Origin of the sequence: Pseudoalteromonas phenolica, assembly GCF_044788725.1 — a bacterium.
Lineage (GTDB): Bacteria > Pseudomonadota > Gammaproteobacteria > Enterobacterales > Alteromonadaceae > Pseudoalteromonas > Pseudoalteromonas phenolica_C.
Genome location: NZ_CP173161.1, coordinates 2,689,585 through 2,714,169, shown reverse-complemented (window position 1 = coordinate 2,714,169; position 24,585 = coordinate 2,689,585). Strand labels below are relative to the sequence as shown.

At 42.1% G+C, this 24,585-nt stretch carries 21 protein-coding genes and 1 tRNA gene; 18 read left to right on the top strand and 4 right to left on the bottom strand.

Annotated elements, in window-relative coordinates:
* Positions 1-120 precede the first annotated feature (120 nt).
* Both ACH784_RS12350 and ACH784_RS12345 read left to right on the top strand, forming a co-directional pair.
* Positions 121-939, top strand: a complete 819-nt coding sequence (locus ACH784_RS12350) for a MipA/OmpV family protein (RefSeq protein ID WP_404390610.1) — start codon at positions 121-123, stop codon at positions 937-939.
* Complete coding sequence (locus ACH784_RS12345; protein ID WP_404390608.1) at positions 929-1,321, top strand: DUF3019 domain-containing protein; 393 nt, start codon at positions 929-931, stop codon at positions 1,319-1,321. The genes ACH784_RS12350 and ACH784_RS12345 overlap by 11 nt, the downstream gene beginning before the upstream one ends.
* Before the next feature lie 75 nt (positions 1,322-1,396).
* Here ACH784_RS12345 and ACH784_RS12340 read toward each other — a convergent pair whose 3' ends face one another.
* Both ACH784_RS12340 and ACH784_RS12335 read right to left on the bottom strand, forming a co-directional pair.
* Positions 1,397-1,903: a hypothetical protein gene (locus ACH784_RS12340; RefSeq protein WP_404390606.1), complete on the bottom strand. Its 507-nt coding sequence runs from the start codon at positions 1,901-1,903 to the stop codon at positions 1,397-1,399.
* A 31-nt stretch (positions 1,904-1,934) separates the two neighbouring features.
* Entirely contained in the window at positions 1,935-2,468 is a 534-nt protein-coding gene (locus ACH784_RS12335; RefSeq protein ID WP_404390604.1) for a hypothetical protein, read from the bottom strand.
* A gap of 202 nt (positions 2,469-2,670) precedes the next feature.
* On the opposite strand from ACH784_RS12335, the gene ACH784_RS12330 reads away from it, so the two are divergent.
* The 16 genes from ACH784_RS12330 to ACH784_RS12255 all read left to right on the top strand — a co-directional run bounded on the left by ACH784_RS12330 (position 2,671) and on the right by ACH784_RS12255 (position 19,997).
* Positions 2,671-2,747: transfer RNA gene (locus ACH784_RS12330), tRNA-Met, on the top strand.
* A 244-nt stretch (positions 2,748-2,991) separates the two neighbouring features.
* On the top strand, positions 2,992-3,447 hold the full coding sequence (gene rimP / locus ACH784_RS12325; RefSeq protein ID WP_404390602.1) for a ribosome maturation factor RimP: 456 nt from the start codon (positions 2,992-2,994) through the stop codon (positions 3,445-3,447).
* Between the two features lie 38 nt (positions 3,448-3,485).
* Positions 3,486-4,988 carry a transcription termination factor NusA gene (gene nusA / locus ACH784_RS12320; RefSeq protein WP_404390600.1) on the top strand — a complete coding sequence of 501 codons (1,503 nt, stop codon included), beginning with the start codon at positions 3,486-3,488 and terminating at the stop codon, positions 4,986-4,988.
* A gap of 27 nt (positions 4,989-5,015) precedes the next feature.
* On the top strand, positions 5,016-7,667 hold the full coding sequence (gene infB, locus ACH784_RS12315; protein ID WP_404390598.1) for a translation initiation factor IF-2: 2,652 nt from the start codon (positions 5,016-5,018) through the stop codon (positions 7,665-7,667).
* A gap of 112 nt (positions 7,668-7,779) precedes the next feature.
* Complete coding sequence (gene rbfA / locus ACH784_RS12310) at positions 7,780-8,172, top strand: 30S ribosome-binding factor RbfA (protein WP_404390596.1); 393 nt, start codon at positions 7,780-7,782, stop codon at positions 8,170-8,172.
* A 5-nt stretch (positions 8,173-8,177) separates the two neighbouring features.
* On the top strand, positions 8,178-9,116 hold the full coding sequence (gene truB / locus ACH784_RS12305) for a tRNA pseudouridine(55) synthase TruB (protein ID WP_404390594.1): 939 nt from the start codon (positions 8,178-8,180) through the stop codon (positions 9,114-9,116).
* A gap of 104 nt (positions 9,117-9,220) precedes the next feature.
* Positions 9,221-9,490 (top strand): 30S ribosomal protein S15, encoded by a 270-nt coding sequence (gene rpsO, locus ACH784_RS12300; RefSeq protein WP_010385052.1) that lies wholly within the window; start codon positions 9,221-9,223, stop codon positions 9,488-9,490.
* 223 nt (positions 9,491-9,713) lie between these two features.
* Positions 9,714-11,840 (top strand): polyribonucleotide nucleotidyltransferase, encoded by a 2,127-nt coding sequence (gene pnp, locus ACH784_RS12295; protein ID WP_404390591.1) that lies wholly within the window; start codon positions 9,714-9,716, stop codon positions 11,838-11,840.
* Positions 11,841-11,977: 137 nt separating this feature from the next.
* Positions 11,978-12,859, top strand: coding sequence for a lipoprotein NlpI (nlpI, locus tag ACH784_RS12290; RefSeq protein WP_404390589.1), 882 nt, complete (start codon positions 11,978-11,980; stop codon positions 12,857-12,859).
* On the top strand, positions 12,843-13,973 hold the full coding sequence (locus ACH784_RS12285; RefSeq protein WP_404390587.1) for a hypothetical protein: 1,131 nt from the start codon (positions 12,843-12,845) through the stop codon (positions 13,971-13,973). The genes nlpI and ACH784_RS12285 overlap by 17 nt, the downstream gene beginning before the upstream one ends.
* Before the next feature lie 231 nt (positions 13,974-14,204).
* Positions 14,205-16,997, top strand: coding sequence for a monovalent cation/H+ antiporter subunit A (locus ACH784_RS12280; RefSeq protein WP_404390585.1), 2,793 nt, complete (start codon positions 14,205-14,207; stop codon positions 16,995-16,997).
* A complete protein-coding gene (locus ACH784_RS12275) occupies positions 16,997-17,344 on the top strand; it encodes a Na+/H+ antiporter subunit C (protein WP_404390583.1) in 348 nt (115 codons plus the stop codon). Before ACH784_RS12280 ends, ACH784_RS12275 begins: the two co-directional genes overlap by 1 nt.
* Positions 17,341-18,858 carry a monovalent cation/H+ antiporter subunit D gene (locus ACH784_RS12270; protein ID WP_404390581.1) on the top strand — a complete coding sequence of 506 codons (1,518 nt, stop codon included), beginning with the start codon at positions 17,341-17,343 and terminating at the stop codon, positions 18,856-18,858. The genes ACH784_RS12275 and ACH784_RS12270 overlap by 4 nt, the downstream gene beginning before the upstream one ends.
* Entirely contained in the window at positions 18,858-19,394 is a 537-nt protein-coding gene (locus ACH784_RS12265) for a Na+/H+ antiporter subunit E (RefSeq protein WP_404390579.1), read from the top strand. The genes ACH784_RS12270 and ACH784_RS12265 overlap by 1 nt, the downstream gene beginning before the upstream one ends.
* Positions 19,388-19,657 carry a K+/H+ antiporter subunit F gene (locus ACH784_RS12260; RefSeq protein ID WP_058029288.1) on the top strand — a complete coding sequence of 90 codons (270 nt, stop codon included), beginning with the start codon at positions 19,388-19,390 and terminating at the stop codon, positions 19,655-19,657. Before ACH784_RS12265 ends, ACH784_RS12260 begins: the two co-directional genes overlap by 7 nt.
* Before the next feature lie 7 nt (positions 19,658-19,664).
* Positions 19,665-19,997 carry a Na+/H+ antiporter subunit G gene (locus ACH784_RS12255; RefSeq protein ID WP_058029289.1) on the top strand — a complete coding sequence of 111 codons (333 nt, stop codon included), beginning with the start codon at positions 19,665-19,667 and terminating at the stop codon, positions 19,995-19,997.
* A gap of 127 nt (positions 19,998-20,124) precedes the next feature.
* Here the strand turns inward: ACH784_RS12255 and ACH784_RS12250 are convergent, their stop codons facing one another.
* Together ACH784_RS12250 and ACH784_RS12245 are read right to left on the bottom strand one after the other, a co-directional pair.
* Positions 20,125-21,228: an efflux RND transporter periplasmic adaptor subunit gene (locus ACH784_RS12250; protein ID WP_404390577.1), complete on the bottom strand. Its 1,104-nt coding sequence runs from the start codon at positions 21,226-21,228 to the stop codon at positions 20,125-20,127.
* A 13-nt stretch (positions 21,229-21,241) separates the two neighbouring features.
* Entirely contained in the window at positions 21,242-24,361 is a 3,120-nt protein-coding gene (locus tag ACH784_RS12245; RefSeq protein ID WP_404390575.1) for an efflux RND transporter permease subunit, read from the bottom strand.
* Between the last annotated feature and the right edge of the window lie 224 nt (positions 24,362-24,585).

Sequence of the window (24,585 nt, the reverse complement as noted above, 5' to 3'; positions counted from 1 at the left end):
TGTTCTTAGTTTAGGAATATGAGTATTATTCTTGGTAAATCAATTTCATATTGTTGGATAGCTTAAGCTTACGTTATCATGCAAGGAAGAATGACAATAAACACAGCTTTTACAAAAACAATGAAAAAAATATCGACACTGTTGCTATGTTGTTTTTGCTTCATTTCTTCATTTAGCCACGCTGATGAACATCTCGAAAAAGATGAATTATTATGGCAATTTAGCTTAGGCACGTTTTGGGTTGATTCAACAATGACTCAACTAGTAGGTGCCAAGTCTCATTTTAGTACGCCTGGCTTATTGATTGATGCAAAGATTGAATATAAAAACTTTTATTTAAATACCCACTCTGGCGATTTCTACGGCGGCTCAGATCTCGGTTATCAGTTAGTTGTTGAAGACGGCTGGGGAATTGACGCTATCCTTGGTAGCTATCAACAGTCTTTTAATGAGAACGGCTATTACGAGAATGACGACTATGTGCCTGAGCTTAAAGGGATCAAAGAGCGAGAAAATGACCTTTCATTAGGGTTTGCTTACTACTTTAACCATGGTGAATTTCAAACTGTCGCTGAACTAGTATTTGATGTGTTCGGAGACAGTGATGGTTGGTTATTTCACTTAGATACAACTCGCAATTTCGAACTTAGAAACTGGGATGTTTGGTTAAATGTAGGTGCAAACTATTACTCATCTGCCTTTATTGATTACTACTATGGCATTGACGCCGATGAAGCGACAGCTTTTAGACCCGAATATGTGGTAGGAAACACCTCTTCTTTTTATTTACAGTTGCAAGCAGACTACCCAATTGCAGAAAACTGGGTATTCAGCGCTGGTGCGTCTGGATTTATCTATTCTTCACATATTGTAGATAGCCCGATTGTTCACTCTCGACACGCTCGTGTCATTTTTGCGGGAGTGAAGTATGTATTTTAGATTGATCTCATTTTGTTCGTTGCTTGTAACTTCGATGAGTTATGCACAGACAAAAAATGAAGGACCAACCGAGATCTTGAATGTCATGCCAAGTAAATGTGTGGCATTAAATGAAGGGCGTACCTGTTATACCGATGTTAAATTTGCCGTTACCGCGCCGGATATCGGAGATTACTGTTTAAGAGAAAGTGGTTCTAAAAAAATCTTGCAATGTTGGGCGAATACTAAGTCTTTCATGTATACACTAAATTTTGGTTCAACTGAAAGCATAAGCTATGAACTTATCTCAAAGCAAAAAAGAGATACCTTGGCAGTAACAACAATTGAAGTGAACTGGGTACATAAAATTAAATCGAAAAAGCGTCGCTGGAGAATTTTTTAAGGGAGATAATTTATCTCCCTTAAATACTTATGCCCAATTAAGACGTAATAGCTTATAAAAGTTTAAATTGCTTAACTATTGGCATTGCTCAATGAGTTCACGCAGGTGCTGACCTACATCTTGAGTTTTGTTTTGACCTTGTTCTAATAAACTTGTTAACTGGCTTTGTAATTCAGACAACTCGTATTCACTAAGCAGTGTTTTCAAATAATCAACAGTGTCTGCGCCATGTTGAAGTAGTTGCCCAATAGTTTCAATGCTTAACTCTTGTTCAGTAAGACTATTGATAGTCTCAACTAATCCAGCTAAATCCGCACTGTCTTGTAATGCTCCTTCAACTTCTACGAGCGCGCCCATAGGGTCAGCATCTAAGTTTTTGGCAACACAAGCTGCAACCGAGCCTTTTTCAGCTGAGGCCGCAACCGCTTCTAAGCCCTGTTCACGAATAGTTTCAATAGCAGCTTTTAACTCTTGATTTTCAGATAGATACTGTTGCTCGATCTGCGCTTTAGAGTTCTCGAAAACATCACAGCCAGATAATGACGCAGTGAATACACCGATAAAAAGTAATGTTTTTTTCATTTATGTTCCTAATAAAACGATTTGCTACAGTTTACGGATCTGAACGCAATTTACCATCTAACTGGCTAGATATTAGGTATTTTTCTCTGTATTTCTGCATCGATATCACATTGCTGTAACCATGTATTTGGGCCTGAACCATATTAGTAAAAACAAACAAAATACTTTGCCAAGCTTTTCTGACCGCAAGTGTAAATTTAGATTTCAAAGTTGTACTCAATGCCATTAAAAACACATCACTGAAAATTGCAGCGTGGTGTTTGTCTGAAAATAATGAATTTAAATAAGGTCGATTATTTTCTATATACAGCCAAATGCTTTGTTGTGAAGTTAGGTGCTCAGTGAGAGAGTAAATTTTTTCGCGGTGGTCAAAATAGTGCGTAGTAGGAATGAAATTATGCAACTTCTTTTTGATAAGCAAATTAAAGTAAGTGTAAAAATGTTCAAACTCATTACAAATATCTTTGCTTGAACTATTCAACAGCTGAAATTGATAAGGGGATAAACTCATAGTGAGTGCCTCATAGTCAGTAGGCACGTCCATTTGCAGTTGTAAATCTGCCACCTTGTCTAGGTGGCATAGTTTTAAGATAACGCCTTATGAAAGTATAGAGCGCTTTTTTTATTTTGAATTAAAATTTTCTTTAAACCCTAACTGACAGTAGAATTCAGTAAATACTCCAGTATTTCTCAGCTTTATGGTTGCTTATTAATGGAACACTCCCTATAATACAGCCTGTTTTTGCAGTGGTAGTGCTGCACGTTGGCGCGGGATGGAGCAGCCTGGTAGCTCGTCGGGCTCATAACCCGAAGGTCGTCGGTTCAAATCCGGCTCCCGCAACCAATCCTAGAAAACACAGTCTTACTCTGTTTTCTAATTATGGTAGCGCGCATTCTGGTAATGCGCGTTTTGCGTTTATAGCGTTCGTATTTAGCGCTTGCGCGACCAAGCTTGGCCCTAGGCCGCACAGTTTTGTATTTAGTGTGACGCCCCGCTTGGTCCGGGGCGTTGTTGTATCTGAGGCTTGCTAAAGGTACAAGGTTACTCTGGGCATTTTGCCCTTTTTTTGTTTGTATGGAGGATATTTGTGTCAAAACTCGAGCTAGAATTAACAGCCATGCTAGAGCCTGCTGTTGAAGCATTGGGATTCGAATTATTGGGTCTAGAGTTTGTACAAGCCGGTAGACACTCAACTCTTCGTGTTTACATTGAGCATGAAAATGGTATCACAGTAGACAATTGTGCTGATGTGAGTCGTCAAGTAAGCGCGATTTTAGACGTTGAAGATCCGATTACAAATGAATACGACCTAGAAGTTTCTTCACCAGGTGTAGATAGACCACTCTTTAAGCCTGCTCACTTTGAGCAAGCGCAAGGTGAAGAAGTACGAGTTCGTACTAAGCTTCCTCAAGATGGAAGAAGAAATTTTAAAGGTGATTTAGTCTCTGTATCAGGTGACATGATCACACTCCAAATCGACGGGCAGGATCATATGATCATGCTTAGCAATATTGAACGTGCCAACATCATCGCAAAATTTTAATAATTAGAGCGAAGGACAAGGGCAATCGAGGCATTATTATGGCAAAAGAAATACTATTAGTTGCAGAAGCCGTTTCAAATGAAAAAGCGGTTCCAAGAGAAAAAATCTTTGAAGCGTTAGAGTTTGCTTTGGCAACAGCGACTAAGAAAAAGCATGAAGGTGAAATTGAAGTTCGTGTATCAATTGACCGTAAAACAGGTGAGTACGACACTTTCCGTCGCTGGATGGTCGTAAACCCTCAAGAAGATGGTTCATTAGAAAACCCATTTTCTGAAATCACTCTAGAAGCAGCGCGTTTTGATGACGACAGCATTCAGCTTGGTGATTTTATTGAAGAGCAAATTGAATCAATTAAGTTCGACCGTATTACCACGCAAATGGCTAAGCAAGTTATCGTACAAAAAGTACGTGAAGCAGAGCGTGCGTTGGTTGTTGAAGCTTACAAAGACCAGCAAGGTGAGTTAGTTACCGGTGTTGTTAAAAAAGCAACTCGTGACGCAATCGTAATTGATTTAGGTAACAATGCTGAAGCGGTAATTTACCGTGAAGATATGCTACCGCGTGAAAGCTTCCGTCCAGGTGACCGAGTACGTGGTCTACTTTATGATGTTAAACCTGAAGCACGCGGCGCGCAGTTATTTGTAACGCGTTCAAAGCCTGAAATGCTAATGGAACTATTCCGTATTGAAGTACCTGAAATTGGCGAAGAAATGATTGAACTGCGCGGTGCTGCTCGTGATCCTGGTTCACGTGCTAAAATTGCAGTTAAATCTAACGACAAACGCATTGACCCTGTAGGTGCTTGTGTTGGTATGCGTGGTGCACGTGTACAAGCTGTTTCTAGTGAGTTAGGTGGTGAACGAGTGGATATCGTCCTTTACGATGATAACCCTGCGCAATTTGTTATTAATGCAATGGCGCCAGCTGAAGTCGCTTCAATTGTGATGGACGAAGATTCTCGTTCGATGGATATCGCAGTAGAAGCTGACAACCTTGCTCAAGCAATCGGTCGTAACGGTCAAAACATTCGTTTAGCTAGTCAGTTAACTGGTTGGGAACTAAACGTGATGACAGTGGAAGATATGGAAGCGAAAAACGCAGCTGAATCTGACAAACTGATCAACCTATTCACTGAAAATCTAGACATTGATGATGACTTTGCTGCGTTACTAATAAACGAAGGCTTCTCTTCACTTGAAGAAGTGGCTTACGTACCAGTTGCAGAATTCTTAGAAATTGATGGCCTTGACGAAGACACAGTTGAAGAGCTTCGTAACCGTGCTAAAGATGCACTAACTACGAGTGCCCTTAAGACTGAAGAAAGCCTTGAAGGCGCAGAGCCGGCAGAAGATTTATTAGCACTAGAAGGTCTAGAGCGTCACCTCGCATTTGTAATGGCAAGTAAAGGTGTTGTAACGCTTGAAGATTTAGCTGAACAAGGTATTGACGAATTAGTAGAGATTACTGAACTTTCAGAAGAGCAAGCAGGCGAGTTAATCATGGCTGCTCGTAATATCTGTTGGTTTGGTGAAGACGCATAAAATTTATTGACGGAGGTAACACACACTATGGCAGAAGTAAGTATTGAAAAACTGGCCGAAACTATTGATACATCTGTTGATAAACTGTTGCAGCAATTAAGCGATGCAGGGATCAGCAAAAGCAATGGTGACATGGTTACTGAAGCTGAAAAAGCACAATTACTTGATCATTTGAGCAAGCAGCACGGTGGTAAAGGTGCTGAAGGCCCTGAGCGTATGACGCTTCAACGTAAGAGTAAAAGTACACTGAGCGTAAAAGGTTCAACGGGTAAAGAGAAATCTGTACAAGTTGAAGTTCGTAAAAAGCGTACTTATGTGAAGAAGAGCGCCATTGATCAGCAAAAAGAGCAAGAGCGTTTAGCGCAAGAGGAAGCTGCTCGTAAAGAAGCTGAGTTGAAAGCTCAGCAAGAAGCTGAACAAAAGGCGAAAGAAGAAGCAGAGCGTAAAGCAATAGAGGAAGCAGAGCGCAAGGCGAAAGAGGAAGCTAAGCGTAAAGCAGACGCAGAGCGTAAAGCGAAAGAACAGCAGAGCAAGCAAGTGGATACAGAACAGCAAGAGAAAGATCGTCTAGAAGCTGAAAGACTTAAAAATGAAGCAGAAGCAGCGGCTTTAAAGAAAGCTGAAGAAGAAGCAAAACGCCAAGCAGAAGAAGCGCGTCGTCTAGCGGAAGAAAACGAAGCACGCTGGAAAAAGGAAGAAGAAGAGCGCAAGAAGCGCGAAGAAACAGCAGATCACCATATGACTACATCAGCATATGCACGTGCTGCTGAAGATGAATCAGATGCGCGTGAAGAAAAAAGTGCGCGTCGTAAGAAAAAGAAAAAAGCACCAGCTAAAGATGAGGCGCCAGCTAGAGGCCGTAAAGGTAAGCTTAAAGCTCCAACTTCTTTACAACATGGTTTCCAAAAGCCTGTTGCTGATGTTAAACAAGAAGTTCGTATTAGTGAAACTATCACTGTAGCTGAGCTTGCATCTCGTATGGCTGTTAAAGGCGTTGAAGTCGTAAAAGCCATGATGAAGATGGGTGAGATGGTTACTATTAACCAAGTGCTTGACCAAGAAACAGCGCAAGTAGTTGCTGAAGAATTAGGCCATAAAGTTGTCTTAGTTAAAGAGAATGAGCTAGAAGAAAAGGTACTAAATGACCGTTGTGAAGGTTCAGCAGAGCTTAAGTCTCGTGCACCAGTAGTAACGGTTATGGGTCACGTTGACCACGGTAAAACGTCAACACTTGACTACATCCGTTCTAAGAACGTGGTATCAGGTGAAGCGGGTGGTATTACCCAGCACATCGGTGCTTACCATGTTGAAACAGAAAACGGTATGGTGACTTTCCTAGATACTCCTGGTCACGCAGCGTTTACTTCAATGCGTGCGCGTGGTGCGAAAGCGACTGATATCGTAATCCTAGTTGTTGCAGCAGATGATGGCGTAATGCCACAAACAATCGAAGCGGTACAGCACGCTAAAGCGGCTGAAGTACCACTTATTGTTGCAGTGAACAAAATCGATAAAGAAACAGCAGATCCAGATCGCGTTAAGAATGAACTTTCTCAGCACGATGTAATTCCTGAAGATTGGGGTGGTGACGTACAGTTCGTTCACATCTCAGCGAAAACAGGTCAAGGTGTTGATGAGCTACTTGAAGCGGTTCTAATGCAGGCTGAAATCCTTGAGCTTACAGCTGTTCATGATGGCATGGCATCAGGTGTTGTTATTGAATCTCGTCTAGATAAAGGTCGTGGTCCAGTTGCTTCTGTACTAGTTCAATCTGGTACGCTTAAGCAAGGTGATATTGTTCTTTGTGGTCTTGAATACGGCCGTGTTCGTGCAATGAAAGACGAAGATGGTAAAGACATCAAAGAAGCTGGTCCTTCAATTCCAGTAGAGATTTTAGGTCTTTCTGGTGTGCCAGCTGCAGGTGATGAAGCGACTGTTGTAAAAGATGAGCGTAAAGCGCGTGAAGTAGCACTTTATCGTCAAGGTAAATTCCGCGATGTTAAACTTGCTCGTCAGCAGAAAGCGAAACTTGAGAACATGTTCTCTAACATGACTGAAGGTGATGTGTCTGAAGTTAATGTTGTACTTAAAGCGGACGTTCAAGGTTCAGTTGAAGCAATTTCTGATGCACTAGTTAAGCTTTCAACAGACGAAGTTAAAGTGAAGATTGTTGGTACAGGTGTAGGTGGTATCACTGAAACTGATGCAACACTTGCTGCAGCGTCAAACGCGATTGTAGTAGGCTTTAACGTTCGTGCGGATGCATCTGCGCGTAAAGTGATTGAAACTGAAAGCCTAGACTTACGTTACTACAGCGTAATCTATCACTTAATCGACGAAGTTAAACAAGCAATGTCAGGTATGCTTGCACCTGAATTCAAGCAAGAAATCATAGGTCTTGCTGAGGTACGTGATGTATTCCGTTCACCTAAGTTCGGTGCAGTTGCAGGTTGTATGGTAACTGAAGGTGTGATTAAGCGTAGCAATCCAATCCGTGTACTTCGTGATAACGTTGTTATCTACGAAGGTGAGCTTGAGTCACTGCGTCGCTTTAAAGATGACGTAAACGAAGTTCGTAACGGTATGGAATGTGGTATCGGTGTTAAGAACTACAACGATGTTCGCGTTGGTGACCAAATCGAAGTATTCGAGATCATCGAAATTCAGCGTAGCCTGTAATACATTGCTATACTGATAAGATTAATGGGGGCATTTATGCCCCCATTCGTCTATTTTAACATTTATAAAACTGTTATATAAATCAATGGTTTAAAATTATAAGTAGGTGATAATGAGAGAATTTTCTCGTACTGACAGAGTTGCACAGCAAATTCAAAAAGAAATCGCTGTGATCTTACAAAGAGAAATTAAAGATCCGCGTTTAGGTTTTGTGACGGTTTCTGCCGTTGAAGTTTCAAGAGACCTTTCATACGCGAAAATCTTCGTGACGGTGTTAAACACCAGTGATGAAGATAAAACCAAACAGAGCGTACAAATACTGAATGATGCAACGGGTTATATTCGTTCTATTTTAGGTAAACGTATTCGCGCTCGTATTATGCCTGAGCTGAGATTTGTGGTTGATACATCTCTTCTTGAAGGTATGCGTATTTCTAACTTAGTTGACTCTGTGATCCGTGAAGACAATGCGAAGCGCGGCCCAGAGGAAGAAAACGAAGAGTAACCAGCATGGCGAGACGATCTAAAGGTCGCCCGGTTGATGGCATTTTACTTCTTCATAAGCCAGAAGGCATTTCTTCAAATAAAGCATTACAGCGCGCGAAAGGTATTTATTACGCGCAAAAAGCTGGTCACACTGGGGCACTAGACCCACTTGCGACAGGTATGCTGCCAATTTGTTTTGGTGAAGCGACTAAATTCAGCCAGTTTTTACTTGATACCGATAAAACCTATGTTGTAAGAGCAAAATTAGGCGAACGTACCACCACCTCAGACTCTGACGGTGAAGTAGTCGAAACTCGTCCAGTTGCAGTGACGCAAGAAATGCTTGAAGAGCAAATTGCTAGCTTTTTAGGTGAATCAGATCAGTACCCTTCGATGTACTCGGCGTTGAAATACGAAGGCAAGCCTTTGTATTTTTATGCAAGGCAAGGTATCGAAGTGCCACGCAAATGTCGCAAGATTAATGTGTTCAGTTTAACACTTGACGAATATGACGCAGAAAATGAAGAAATTCAAATGACGGCGCATGTGTCTAAAGGCACTTATATTCGCACAATTGTTGACGACTTAGGCGAAAAGCTTGGCTGTGGCGCACATGTGATTATGCTTCATCGCTCGAAAGTGGGGCATTATCCAAGTGATAAAATGCTGACACTCGAGCAACTTGAAGAAAAACTAAATCAGGCGAAAGCAGAAGATTTACCAGCAAGTACGTATCTAGACGAATTGCTGTTACCCATGGATACCGCACTCGTTGATTTACCTAGTGTTGAAATTGATGAAACGCAAGGCATTGCATTTGGCCACGGTCAAACAGTAAGTTGTGGTGAGTTGCCAGACGGCCCGATTAAAGTCGTTGCCAATGGGCAATTTGCAGGTGTGGGTGAACGTAATGATCAAGGCTTACTAAAAGCAAAACGCGCACTTTCAAGTCAACAAGATTAAATACTAGAGTTTAGGTGTGAATGTTGATAAACTACGCGCCGCTTCCCGCTTTGGCTGAATTAGTGATCGGCTAAAGCACAATTTAAATTTATTTTGGAGTTATTATGTCACTAAGCAACCAAGAAAAAGCAGAAATCGTAGCAAAATTCGCACGTGCAGAAGGCGACACTGGTTCACCAGAAGTACAAGTTGCACTTCTAACTGCTGACATCAACAAGCTACAAGGTCACTTCGCTAACCACAAGCATGATTTCCACTCACGTCGTGGTCTTCTACGTAAAGTTAGCCAACGTCGTAACCTTCTAGACTACCTAAAAGGTAAAAGTGTTGAGCGTTATTCTGCACTAATCAAAGAGCTTGGCCTACGTCGCTAATCTTTTTGTTTATGTTGGCTTTTTAGTCAATGATAAAAAAGGGGCCTAATCGCCCCTTTTTTTGTGGGTATTCTACAAGTATACTTACTCGCACTTGGCAATTTTGCCGAGTGAACGCCGACGCGTTAGCCAATTGTAGTACTTAAGCAGATTTAATGAGTCTGCTTAAGACTGTAATTGGTGATTGTTGGCGTTTTATTTTGTTTTAAATAAGGAAAATATTGTGCAAGCAATTATTAAAGAATTTCAACTAGGTCAACATACAGTGACCCTAGAAACAGGTGCAATTGCACGTCAAGCTGACGGTGCGGTACTAGCAAGCATCGGCGACACTTCAGTTTTAGTAACGGTTGTTGGTAAGCGTGATGCGGCACCAGGTCAAGACTTCTTCCCACTGACAGTAAACTACCAAGAGCGTATGTACGCTGCTGGTCGTATTCCTGGTGGTTTCTTAAAGCGTGAAGGTCGTCCAAACGACGGTGAAACATTGATCGCTCGTCTAATTGACCGTCCAATTCGTCCACTTTTCCCAGACGGTTTCGTAAACGAAGTACAAGTTATTGCAACAGTTGTTTCTGTAAACCCTGACATTCAGCCTGATATGGTTGCGATGATTGGTACATCAGCGGCACTTGCTATTTCTGGTATTCCATTCAACGGTCCACTAGGTGCGGTTCGTGTTGGTTACACTGATGGCCAATACGTACTTAACCCAACATTGACTGAGCTTGAATCAAGCAAGCTAGATTTAGTTGTTGCTGGTACTGAAAACGCAGTATTAATGGTTGAATCAGAAGCTGAAGTTCTAACAGAAGAAGAGATGCTGGGTGCGGTTGTTTATGGTCATGAACAAGCACAGGCTATCATCAAAGCTGTTGAAGAATTCAAAGCAGAAGCGGGTAAACCAGCTTGGGATTGGACAGCACCAGAAAAGAACGTAACACTTGCTGATAAAATCGCTGCAATCGCAGAAGAGAAAGTAGGCGCTGCTTACCTGATCACTGACAAAGTGGCTCGTAAAGAAGCAATTTCTGCTGCTAAAGCAGAAGTTGTTGAAAAACTTACAGCTGAGCTTGCTGAAGATGAGTCTTTGGATGAGCAAGAAGTTGGTAAGCTGTTTGGTTCTTTAGAGAAGAAGACTGTACGTGGTCGTATCATCGCGGGTGAAAAGCGTATCGATGGTCGTGAACCAGACATGGTTCGTGCACTAGACGTAATGACAGGTGTTCTACCTCGTACGCACGGTTCTGCTATCTTCACACGTGGTGAAACTCAGGCCTTGGTTACTGCAACATTAGGTACTGAGCGTGATTCACAGCTAATTGACGACCTGACTGGTACTCAAAAGAACCACTTCATGTTGCACTACAACTTCCCTCCATTCTGTGTAGGTGAAACTGGTTTTGTAGGTTCTCCTAAGCGTCGTGAAATCGGTCATGGTAACCTAGCTAAGCGTGGTGTAGCTGCAGTTCTTCCTACACTTGAAGAATTCCCATACTCAATCCGTGTCGTATCAGAAATCACTGAATCAAATGGTTCATCTTCAATGGCGTCTGTGTGCGGTACGTCACTAGCGCTTATGAACGCGGGTGTACCAGTGAAAGCTTCTGTTGCGGGTATCGCAATGGGTCTAGTTAAAGAAGGTGACGACTTTGTTGTTCTTTCTGACATCTTAGGTGATGAAGATCACTTAGGCGACATGGACTTTAAAGTAGCTGGTACTAATGCGGGTGTTACTGCACTTCAAATGGATATCAAGATTGAAGGTATCACTAAAGAAATCATGCAGATCGCACTTAAGCAAGCAAAAGCGGCGCGTTTACACATCCTAAGTGTGATGGACCAAGCTATTGCGGCACCTTCAGAAGAGCTTTCTGAATTTGCACCGCGTATCTACACAATGAACATTCCACCGAAGAAGATTGCAGATGTGATCGGTAAAGGTGGTGCAACAATTCGTCAGCTTACTGAAGAGACTGGTACAACAATCGAAATCGAAGATGACGGTACAGTTAAGATTGCTGCAACAGATGGTCTAAGTGCAAAAGATGCTATCGCACGTATCGAAGCGCTTACTGCCGAACTTGAAGTTGGTACGCTTTACAATGGTAAAGTTGTACGTATCGTTGACTTTGGTGCATTCGTTAACGTACTTCCTGGTAAAGATGGTCTTGTACACATTTCTCAGATCAGTGAAGAGCGTGTAAACAACGTGTCTGATCACCTATCTGTAGGTCAAGAAGTTAAAGTTAAAGTACTTGAAGTTGACCGTCAGGGCCGTGTTCGTTTGAGCATCAAAGAGGCTGTTGAGAAAAAAGCAGATGCTGAGCCAGCACAACCGGCTGAATAATCTACTCTAAATTGTAGGTAACAAAGAAAAGGGGCTGTTAGGCCCCTTTTTTTATGTTTTAATGGCACTTATTGTCATACAGATTGTCAGCTAATAGAAGAAAGTTAAACTAGCTACAAAGCAAATAAAGGAAGTCAATGAAGTTCAAATCATTTCTGCTCGCATCATTGGTTGCGTTAACCTTGGCAGGCTGTCAAACAACATCAGACAAAAAAATGGCTAAGTCGGTGGCTAACGTGCCTCTAGGTGTACCATTGGCGCCAAATTACCGAAATGAAATCGAAATTGCCCGTTATTCAGAATTATTGTTGTCGTCAGAAATTAATAATGAACAAAAAGCGGAGTTGTTTTTAAGAAGAGGACGCTTGTATGACAGTGTTGGTTTAGCAACGTTAGCGCGTATTGATTTCAATCGCGCCGTGCAGCTCAAACCAGATCTAGCCTCCGTGTATAATTTTCTAGGAATTCATCACACACTCGCACAAGACTTTGGTAAGGCATACGAAATGTTTGATGCGGTGTTAGAGTTAGATGAAGACCACCAATATGCTTATCTTAATCGTGGTATAGCGCTTTATTACGGTGGTAGACCTGAACTTTCTAGCCAAGATTTAGAGGCGTTTTTAGCTCGTTCTCCGGCGGATGCGTATCGTGTTATGTGGGTGTACCTTGCTCAGGCTAAAGTAGATGCTAATGCAGCGTACGAGCAGTTAAAAGCCAATAGCCAAGCACTTAACCCGGATGAGTGGTCTACACAGCTTGTACAACTTTATATGGGTGAATTATCAGAGACACAATTTTTGGCTCAAATCACAGATGGGGTTGAGGGTCATCAACAATATGCAGAGCGGTTGTGTGAAGCGTATTTTTACTTAGCTAAACTGTATCAAGCTAGGGGAAAGCAAGCTGTTGCCGTTGACTTTTTCAAGCTTGCATTAGCGACTAACGTGTTTGAATTTGTCGAGCATAAGTATGCACGACTTGAGTTAGAGCTCTTTGCTGGTGTTAAAGCTGGTTAAATTCATTTTCATACTTATTTTGATTGGGGTGATCAACAGTAGTGCTGATCACCCTAAGCTTCATGATAAACGTTCACAAGCTAATTTCCTTTTAAACTTTCCCCAAAGCTATTATTTAACAGACATTAACCCAGCATCATTGTCATTAAGCACCATAGAGAATTTAACAGTGCTTAATGATCCCGAAATCAACTTTGTTTGGCTGCAGTATCTGGTTGAGCGAGGTGAGTATAATAAAGCAAGATTTTTGTGGTCTCGGATCCCGTCAGAAATACCATCAGAAAAACTCAACGAGTTTGTTGACTTGCTTGTGATGCAGCAACGATGGCAAGAGATAGCTCGTTTGGCAGAGCACGTATACTCAAGCGATAGACTTGATGTGCTATTGGCAATGCAATCAGGTGTGAATGCAAATAAACTAACAAAGGCGCAGTTAAATTACTTTGCAATAAATACTTTACCAGACAGGCTTAACTTTGCTTCAGAGTGTAAGAATTCAGTTTTGCTGCTTGCGGATCATTTCTCTGCTTATCAGCACCTAAAAAGGTTACGTGCACAGTACATTCAAAACCCAGAGCCTGAGGAAAATAGCTTTTGTCTTAGTAAGGTTTTCTATTTAGGAAATACACTGGACTGTAAGCAAGGCTTTAAAGGTTTTGCCAGTTGCAATATTAATACAGCTTTACCTGAAACAGATTTTTATATCTTGATGACAAAAAATGGTCTTGCGAACGTCAGAGAGTCACAAATGACATTGACACTAAAAAGCGACATCAATGTCATGGTTCACGAACTTATGCACTTCAGTGGTTTTGAGGATGAATATCCAATTTATGGCCAAAAAGCCAAATGGTTATGTAATTCTGAAGGGTTAAAAGCACCGAATTTATTTGTTGGCACAGCTGAGCAGGCGCCAGTGGGCTGGGTAAAAGCAAAAACATGTCAGAATGGTATTTTAGACGCCTATAAACCCTCTCCGAAGTGGAGTAAAATGCAATTTCAAGAACTACCACTTTCTGAACAATATCGGCAACTTTGGCAAAAGAAAATCCACCAAGATTGGTTGTTTGAAGAGCAAAATGTTGCAAAAAGCACTTCAAGTATTATTAATTAAGCTGTCAGCTTATATCCAATTTTATAATTTAATCTGAATTGTTTGTTAATTTCGTCTAGTATTTAACCAGCTAGAACCTAAAACTATAGACAACTCAAACACTAATAAAGTATAAATTGTAACAGTTTTGCATGGAGAAAATGCGCGATTAGATGCATAACTATCCATCACTATCAGTGTTTAGTTGCACTGTTTTATCTCTGTGACAGCACAATAAAAAAGGTTAATTATATGACTTTGCTTTGGATACCTTTGTTATCCTTCTTTGGCAGTATTATTTCATCTTTAACAGGTAAGTTAACGCGTAACCAAACGACCGCATTAACACTCGTAATGCCTGCTATCGCATTAATACTGGTCATTAACTCTGCTGCAGACGTGTTTGCGGGCGAAGTATTACGTGAAAGCGTTAACTGGGTGCCAGCACTTGGCCTAGAGTTATCATTTAGACTTGACGGGCTCTCGCTACTATTTGTATTCATGATCTTAGGTATTGGCATGTTGGTTATCTTCTATGCCCGTTATTACCTGAGTGAAAAAGATTCAATGCCAAAACTATTTGCATACCTGATGCTGTTTATGACGGCGATGTTAGGCATTGTGACGGCGAATAATGTACTGCAGTTATGGCTATTCTGGGAGCTTACCAGTATCAGCTCGTTTTTATTAATTAGCTATTGGTGGGATAAATCAGAAGCGCGCAAAGGCGCGCGTATGGCGCTTACTATTACTGGGGGCGGTGGCCTCGCATTATTAGCTGGTCTGCTAATGATTGGTCATATTGTTGGCAGTTACGATATTGATGTTATCTTAGCAAGCCGTGAGCTTATTCAAGCTCATGACCTATACGAAGTGACTTTAGTACTTGTGCTGCTTGGCGCATTCACTAAATCGGCCCAGTTCCCATTTCATTTCTGGCTACCGCATGCAATGGCAGCTCCTACACCTGTAAGTGCTTACTTACATAGTGCAACTATGGTGAAAGCGGGGATCTTCTTGCTTGCGCGTTTTTATCCTGCACTTGCTGGTACTGAATTGTGGTTTATTTTAGTTGGCCTTACTGGTTTGGCGACTTTGTTGTTTGCGGCCTATGTTGCGCTGTTTAAGCATGACTTAAAAGGGCTGTTGGCTTACTCTACGATCAGCCATTTAGGTTTAATTACTTTACTGTTTGGCTTAGATACAGAACTTGCAACCGTTGCTGCCATTTTCCACATCATTAACCATGCAACTTTTAAAGCGTCATTATTTATGGCGGCCGGTATTATCGACCATGAAACTGGCACCCGTGATATGCGTAAGCTTAATGGTATGTGGAGATTTATGCCTTACACAGCCACACTGGCTATGGTTGCAGCAGCGTCAATGGCTGGTGTGCCATTGTTAAATGGGTTCTTATCGAAAGAAATGTTCTTCGCTGAAACCCTACACCAGCAGCTTTTGGGTTCAATGTCATGGCTGGTTCCAGTTTTAGCGACTATTGCTGCGGCATTCTCTGTGGCTTATTCTGCCCGCTTTATCCATGATGTATTCTTTAACGGCGATCCGATCGACTTACCTAAGCACCCTCATGAACCGCCACGTTATATGCGCGTTCCGATAGAGATCTTAGTCGCACTTTGCTTGATTGTGGGGATGTTCCCGAACTTTGTGGTACACGACATCATCTACACTGCCGCAGATGCAGTGTTAGCGGGTCAAGTGCCTGAATACAAAATTTCCTTGTGGCATGGTTTTAACTTACCCCTACTTATGAGTGCGGTAGCGGTTGCTGGGGGTATTTTAATTTATACCCAGCGCAAGTATTTATTCCAATTCCAAGCATCTTTACCGCCAATGACGGGTAAAAAGATGTTTGATGGCTCGGTGTCAAAGCTTGTGAAGTGGAGCCAAAATAAAATTGCAGCCATCGAAAACGGTTCTCTGCAACGTTACTTAATGCTGATGTTTATCATCGTGTTACTGGCGGCTGGCTGGCCTTTATTTGAAATGGCACAGTTAGCGGGGAATAACCCATTAACTCCGGTAGATGTTCACAATGGTATTGGTGCTGGTTTATTAATGATAGCGGCGATTGCGACAGTGATCTGGCATCGTATGCGTATGATTTCACTTCTGATGGTGTCAGTGGTGGGTCTAATGGTATCAATCGCTTTCACCCGCTTCTCTGCGCCCGATTTAGCATTGACCCAACTAACGGTAGAAGTAGTGACCATTATTTTATTAATGTTAGCGCTGTTCTTTTTACCGCAAAAATCGCCAAAGGCTTCGAGCTCAATTCGAGTGTTGCGTGATTTAGGTATCGCATCTGCAATTGGTATAGTGGTGGGCAGTATTTGTTATGCGTTGATCACCCGTCCGTTTAGCAGTATTTCAGATTTCTTTATCGCTAATGCTAAGACAGGAGGTGGTGGCACTAATGTGGTGAACGTCATCCTTGTTGATTTCCGTGGTTTTGATACTTTGGGTGAAATTACCGTATTAGGTATTGCGGCATTGGGTATCCACAAGCTGCTAGTTAACTTACCGCTATTTATGCCTGGTTCTGACAGTGAAGGTCGCCCTTGGGCGAAAGAGCGCTATCCGTTACTGCTTGCAAGTATCTCGCAAAGCTTGTTGCCTCTTGCTCTGTTAGTTTCATTCTATATTTTCCTTCGCGGCCATAACCTGCCTGGTGGCGGCTTTATCGCGGGTCTTATAACCGCAATTGCGTTTATTTTGCAGTACATCGCGCATGGTTCGAATTGGATAGCTGAACGTTTGACCATTAACTACCGTAAGATTATCGCTTCAGGTATTGCCATTGCGTTAGCAACAGGTGTTGGTAGCTGGATCTTTGACCGTCCATTCTTAAAAACGTGGTTCGACTATTTCGATCTACCAGTAGTCGGTCAGATTGAGTTAGCCAGCGCACTGATATTTGATTTAGGTGTTTACATTACTGTGGTGGGTGCAACTCTTATGATTTTAGCAAGTCTTGGTAAGTTAACTGCCAATGCGCCGAAAGAAGAGGTGAATATTTAATGGAAATCTTATATGCATCTTGCGTCGGTCTGCTCGTTGCGTGCGGCGTATTTTTGATTTTACGCTCGCGTACTTTCCCTGTGGTCTTGGGGTTAACTATGCTGTCTTACGCGGTAAACTTATTTTTATTTGCATCTGGTCGTTTAACGTTGAACAAAGCTGCAGTACTTGGATATAGCGCTGAATATGCAGATCCGTTGCCACAGGCTTTGGTTTTAACGGCAATTGTTATCGGTTTTGCGATGACGGCATTTGTGGTGATTTTAGCAATCCGTGGCCGTGCAGATTTAGGTAACGACCACGTAAACGGTCAAGTTCCGTCAAATAATAACAAGGGCAAAGCATGATCCAACATTTAACTTCTCTGCCTGTATTACTTCCTATGTTGGCAGGGGTTATTTTATTAATGCCACCCTGTGGAAAAAACAAACATATTCGTCGTTTTTCATCAGTGGCACTGAGTTTTATTACGTTACTTGCATCTGCTTTGTTACTGCTACAAGTAAATGATACAGGCAGTACAACTTACGCAATTGGTGATTGGCAAGCGCCATTTGGTATTGTGCTATTTGCGGATCCGCTTTCAACGCTATTGGTGACGCTCACTTCATTATTAGGGTTAGTGTGTGCACTTTATGCTTGTGCAGGTGACGATCAAAAGGGTAGTTTCTACCATCCATTACTGCACTTCTTAATTTTAGGTGTGAATGGCGCATTTTTAACTGGGGATGCGTTCAACCTATTCGTATTCTTTGAAGTGCTATTAATTGCATCATATTCGCTGCTTATGCATGGTGGTGATAAGCACAATACCCGCGCTGCGTTGCAATATGTCATTATGAACCTAGTGGGTTCAGCTATCTTCCTTATCGCATTAGGTATTTTATATGGTGTGTTAGGCACACTAAACATGGCAGATATGGCGAATAAAATTACGCATTTGCAAGGCGATGATGTGTTTTTAGCGAAGATAGGTGGCTTATTACTCTTGGTTGTTTTTGCACTTAAAGGCGCTTTATTACCTCTTCACCTTTGGTTGCCAAATACTTACGCGACAGCTATGCCTGTGGTTGCAGCCCTGTTTGCGATTATGACCAAAGTTGGTGTGTATTCTATGATGCGTGTGTATACCTTAATTTTCGGTGACGAAGCCGGTGAGTTGAGTCATATGGCGCAAAGCTGGTTGTGGTGGTTAGCACTTGCAACCATTGCAATGGGGGCTATTGGCGTGCTCGCTAGTCATGACTTAAGAAAGCTAGTTGCTAACTTAGTGATTGTGTCAGTAGGCACCTTAGTTGCACTTGTTGCGGTGCAAACAGAAGAAGCCAGTGCTGCAGCTATTTTTTATCTTGTGCATTCAACTTTGGTCACGGCTGCTTTATTCTTGCTGGCTGACCTAATAGGCACGCAGCGCGGCAAAGTTGCTGATCGCATCACAATCGGTCGTCCGGTAACACAGCCTATTTTACTGGGTGGTGCATTTATTATTGCTGCTATTACCGTGATTGGTATGCCGCCACTGTCAGGATTTATTGGTAAAGTTTGGTTATTGAGAGCGACTTTCGAAAGTGAGCACGGTGCAATTTTCTGGGGGCTCTACCTTCTTGCGAGCTTGGCATTACTAGTCGGTATTTCGAAAGCGGGCAGTACAGTATTTTGGCATCATCAAAACAAAGTACAAGATACGAGTGAACCGGTAAAGGCGCATAAATATCAAATCTCTGCGCTATTAATAGTATTACTCGGCTCTCCTCTGATGGTTATCTTCGCGGGTAATATGGCTGACTATGCTATTGAAGCAGCGAAACAGCTGCATAACTTCTCAGGCAATATCACAGTCGTTTTAGGGGAGGGTAAATAATGCGTACAGAAGCTAGATTTAAGTGGTTACCGACCCCATTCAGAAGCTTATTGTTGTTTAGTGTTTGGTTATTGCTTAATAACAGTGCGTCTGCAGGCCACATTATTTTGGGGTTAATTCTAGCCATAGTGATCCCTTTGGCAACAAATCCATTTAGAACCAAGCAGCCTTTGCTCTTACACCCTTGGCTGGCATTTAAGCACCTGATGTTGGTGTTGTACGATATTATTACTGCAAATATTCAGGTTGCGCTTTTGATACTCGGGCCAACTAAAAAGCTCAACCCCGGTTTTGTTAAGGTGCCTTTAGACCTTGATCATTCAATGCCAATTACTATTTTGGCAAGTACAGTATCACTGACTCCAGGCACTGTGAGTGCAGAGGTTTACCCTTGGAAAGAGACTTTAGAAGAAGGTGAAAAGCCAGAGCAGCGATATTTGTTGATCCATGTCTTGAACCTCAAAGACGAGCAAGAATTGATTGACACTATCAAACAGCGCTATGAAGCACCTTTAAAGGAGATCTTTGAATGTTAGAGACAGTTATCCTGATTGTATTTGCGATGATTGGCGTTTCGTTACTATTAAATCTGTGGCGATTAGTGAAAGGCCCGTCAGTGCCAGATAGAATTTTAGCTTTAGATACCATGTACATTAACAGTATTGCTTTAATCATTTTATATGGTTTAAGTATGGGCACTGAGCTTTATTTTGAGGCTGCGCTGTTGATTGCAATGTTAGGTTTTGTAAGTACTGTTGCAGTTTGTAAGTATTTACTACGTGGCGATATTATTGAGTAGGTGAGCTATGGCTGAATGGATTATTTCTATATTACTTTTAATTGGTGGCTCATTTGTATTGGTTGGGTCAATTGGTTTAGTGAAAATGCCTGATTTCTTCATGCGTTTGCACGGTCCAACAAAAGCAACAACACTGGGTATGGCTTGTTTGTTAACAGCTGCAATGGTGTTTTTCAGTCAATCTGAAGCGGGGATCAGTGTAAAAGAAATCTTGATTTCGATTTTCTTACTACTAACTGCACCTATCAGTGGTTATATGCTGATCAAGTCAGCAATACATCATAAGCTTGATAGTATTGAACGCACGAAAGGAAAAGATAACATCGAGGATGATGTTTGATTTACCCGATTATCTAAAGCTCTGAACTAGACATTTTAAATGGCTAGTTCATCTAAACCGATAACTAAAAAATGAGACAAGCGCGTTAAGACGCAGCTTAACGGCTTGCTCATTGGGCTAGTATATTTTATAACGCAGGTTGTATTTCTACTTCTTGGCCTTGAGCGAGTGTTTCAGCACCCCTAATTGCGATTCTGTCACCTACGTTTAGTATTCCAAGATCTTTAGCTCTGATTGCCACTTTGTTCCCTTGGCCTTTGCCAACAATCACAGGTACGTGTAGCGCGGTATTATCATCTTGAATTTTTACAATATGCACACCTTGCTGTCTAAGTATTAGAGCATCTCTGCTTACAATAAGTTCCTCAGTATTTGAACTCAGTGGCACTACCACATCCACAAGTTGGCCTGACGCCCAGCTTTGTGCCTCATTCGTTGCAATGTCGGCACGAACTTCAAATGATTGTGCTCTGGGATCGGTTGCTGGGATAACAGCTGTTACAGTTGCAAGCGCCTGCTGTGGGTCATCTAGTTGACCTGCACTTAACTGTAACTCATTGCCTAAGCTCAAGTATTTTAAATATTTAACTGGTACATATAAACGCACTTCTAGGTTATTGATATCAACTAAACTTACTACTGGTTGAGCTCGATTTATTTCGCTACCAGCTCGCTCAAAACGCTCACTGACTACGCCACTGAAAGGCGCTTTTAATATCGCTCTGCTCAATTGGTCTTCAATAACTTTTAGTTCAATTTCTGCAAGTTTAATATCGGTCAATGTCAAATCATGAAGGTTTTGTGCTTGATCAACTTGCGTCGCTGCGGCGCTATTGGTTTTGGCCAATCGGTTTAAACGTGCAAGTTCTTGTTTTTGGAATGTTAGGTTTATTTTGGCTCTTTCTAACATCACCTCTTGTTTTGCCTTATTGAGCTGAAGTGGCAGTAAATCAATTTTTGCGAGTACGTCATTTTTACTGACGTATTGCCCAGGTGTGGCAACAAAGGTTAAGCGGCCGGCAACGCTAGATGTTAATTTTACATCTTGCTTGCCATACAGAGTCCCGTGAACTGACAAAGCACTATCAAGCCTTGCTTGCTCTATGGTTTCAACTGCAACAGGTGAAACCGCGAAACTAGATGAAGAAAATAAGGCGATAGACGATGCTAGCCCCAATGCAAAACTGCTTGAAAGCATGTTTGCACGAATTTTTGAATGCTTAAAAATCATCTGCGGTTTTCCTTTATTGGTTAGCAACAAGATTTAGTTTGGGTTTATCTTTGCTGATAGGGGGAGATGTTTGCTTTTTTGCTTTACCAAGCAGTAACAGACTAGGCATTAATACCAGAGTAAAAATTGCACTTATCGCCATACCGCCAACAATCACCGTCGCCAATCCTCGGTATATTTCAGAGCCGACGCCAGGAACTAACATCAGTGGCAACATGCCAAATAAACTCGTTAATGTGCTTAAATAAACCGGACGAGCGCGTAAAAGCACAGCTTGTTTAACGGCTTCTTCACGAGATGCGCCTTCGCGTTCAGAGCAACGAGTTTGATCGACCAATAAGATGGCATTATTAACTACTAAGCCAAGCAAAATAATGAAGCCTATCATGGTCAGTAAATCGAGTGACTGAAAGGTAAATAGGTTGAGTAAGTACAAAGCAATCACACCGCCAGCAAGGGCTAATGGCATAATTAGTAAGACTAAAAAGCTATCTTTGGCTGATTTGAATAGTGCGGTCATTAGCAAAAATAAAATAAACAACGCTAGCGCAAAATTAACCGCCATCTCTTCAATTGCTGAGTTCATCTTCTGCGCATTACCTGCCAAAATTACACTTGTTGAAGGTGCGATCACGGCTTTGACTTTAGGCAGAACCTGAGCGTTGAGTATCGCTTGTGCTTCTTGCAAGCTCATTAATGGCGGTGGTGTAACCATGACAGAAACTGTACGTTTACCGTTGACTCGCCTTAATTGAGTAGGACCTACCGTTCTTTCTACTCGAGCAAGTTCTCCCAGTGTTTGGGTACCAGCTAGAGGAGTAATAATTGGCATTTCTTTAAGCTCTTCAGGAGACTGCCAAGGTTTTGCGCGCAAGATCACGTTCATACGCTCATTACCATCAAAGTATTCATTAATGAATAAGCCGCCAGTAAATGCTTGTACAGCTTGCGCTACATCGCTACGCGTTAATCCTGCTTGAGTAATGCGCCTGTCGTCAGGGTGTAATCTTAATTCAGGCTCCGCCATGTCTAAACGAGGCATTGGTCTGGCTGAAGCCTCTGGAATGGCTTCTCGCGTTGCTTGCATTGCTATTTTGGCACCGGCAATTAAATCATCAATATTCGGGCCTGACAGATCAATGTTAATGGCTCGACCATCGCCGCCATTATTAACACTGATCATCGAACCTCTGGTTAAAAATACACGGGTGTCTGGGAGGTCATGAAAGATTTCTTCTCTGGCAACTTTCATTAATTCTTCAACTCGAGTTGGGTCGTCAGAATAGATAAATCCACCTGCGTTGGAGCCAAACACATAGAAGTTGAAGTCTTTTATTTTTGGTGACTTTTCGCCTTCATAATATGGCATAACTCGTTGTTTAACACGCGAGGCTATTTCGGCTTCCATAAATTGAATATTACCACCCGGCGGTGTTAGCAAAGTATAGAAAAAGCCATCTGTTGGGGCGCGAGGCATAAAATCTGTTTGTGGCAATAATGCATAAGTAATAAATACCGAGCCACCAAGTAACGACGCTATCCAGCTAAGTTGTTTGACTCTTGAGTTTGTTAAATTGACAACCAGTGCTGTGACTCTATGCCAGTAAGCTTTGTATGGATCAGGTTTTATTTCGCTATCAGGCCAAATTTTATTCGCTACGGGAATAAGTGTCATCGCACAAATTAAAGATGAAATAACAGCGATAGAAAGTGTGAGCGCTAAATCTGAGAATAATTGACCCTCAACACCTGCCATAAACATAATTGGTAAGAAGATCGCGACACTGGTTGCGGTTGAAGCAAATAGCGCACCGCCGACTTGAGTAGCGCCTTTGAGTGTGGCTTTGCTGGCGGTCATACCTGATGCTGTTAAGCGGGCGATGTTTTCTTGTACTATGATTGCGGCATCCAGCACTAAGCCGACAGCAAATGCCAGACCTGCTAATGACACGACGTTGAGACTGCGTTCAAATAAGTTTAGTGCAAGAAAAGCGACCATAAGAGAAACAGGGATTGTCGCTGCGATGATCAGAGTTGGCTTAAACCCCCTAAAGAATAACCATAAAATACCACAGGCAAGTAGAACGCCAAGCCCGAGGTTACTTTTTACCAATTGCAGGGCATTTCGAATGTGCACAGAAGAGTCAAAGCTCAGTTCTATGGCAAGTCCTGCCTCTTTCAGTGCCCCTTCATTTAGCTCTTTAATCGCAATATTGATTTCATCAAGTACAGCAACGGTATTGGCATCATTGGCTCTCGAAATAGTAATGTAGTAAGCGGGTTTACCATTTCTAAGGGTCATTGAGCGGCGATCGGTTACCGTATCTTCGACACTGGCAATATCACCTAGATATATAGGACGTTGACCTACATAGCCTACACGTAACTCAGCTAGATTATCGACATTGTATTTGCCTGTGAATCGTACTGTGTACTGTCGGCGTCCGACATCAGCCAAGCCACCAGAACTATCATTAGCAGTTGATAAAGTTCGACGAATTTGCGCAAGACTAATACCAAATGCCGCTGCTTTTTGCGGGTCGAAAGTGACGCGTAATTCTCGAGGGCGTTCGCTGTTCATGTTGACGCGGGAGATACCAGGAATGCGAGCGAGTCTGGGCTCTATTATGTCTTCAATTTGTTTCTGATATTGCGCCATGTCCAGTTTCTCTGAGTCAAAACTAAGCGGCACAACCAATAAACTTGCTGCAGTCGGACCACCAGAACCTGGTCCTCCATTTCCTCCGGCAGTAACAATTGGGTCCATGGCATCTAATGGAAGAGGCGGAGCCTGATTCAAACTGGTAAGCACATCCAACATGGCCTGTTGCATATCGGCGCCAACGGCAAAAGAAAGACTGATTGCCCCACCGCCTTGGTTAATTGTGGTGTTCACTTCTAATGCGCCTGGCGTATGTTTTACTGCATTCTCGAGTGGTTCAATGATCATTGATTCAATTTCTTCAGGTGCTGCTTGTCGCCAGCCTGAGAATATTGTGATTTGCGGTTGTTCAATTTCTGGTGTGAGCTGTATCGGTAATTTAAAAATACTGATGATGCCAAATAAGATGATCAACGTGAGTATGACGAGAACCGCTGCTGGGTTCTTCAACGAGGAACGAGTTAAATTCATGGCTTTATCCAATTGCACCAAAAGTAGTCTGCTTTATTATTGTGACTTAGTTATGCACAATTTAGCAAAGGCAAAAAATTGAGATTTCGTTGAATCTCCCTAGAAGTCAGTTAAACCGAAGGTTTCGCAATATCTTGTAACGATTTGAAAAAGTTTAGTAATGAAATTGTTGTCTGATTTGTTGATTTAGCACAAGCAAGATGATTATCACACTTTCAAATTAT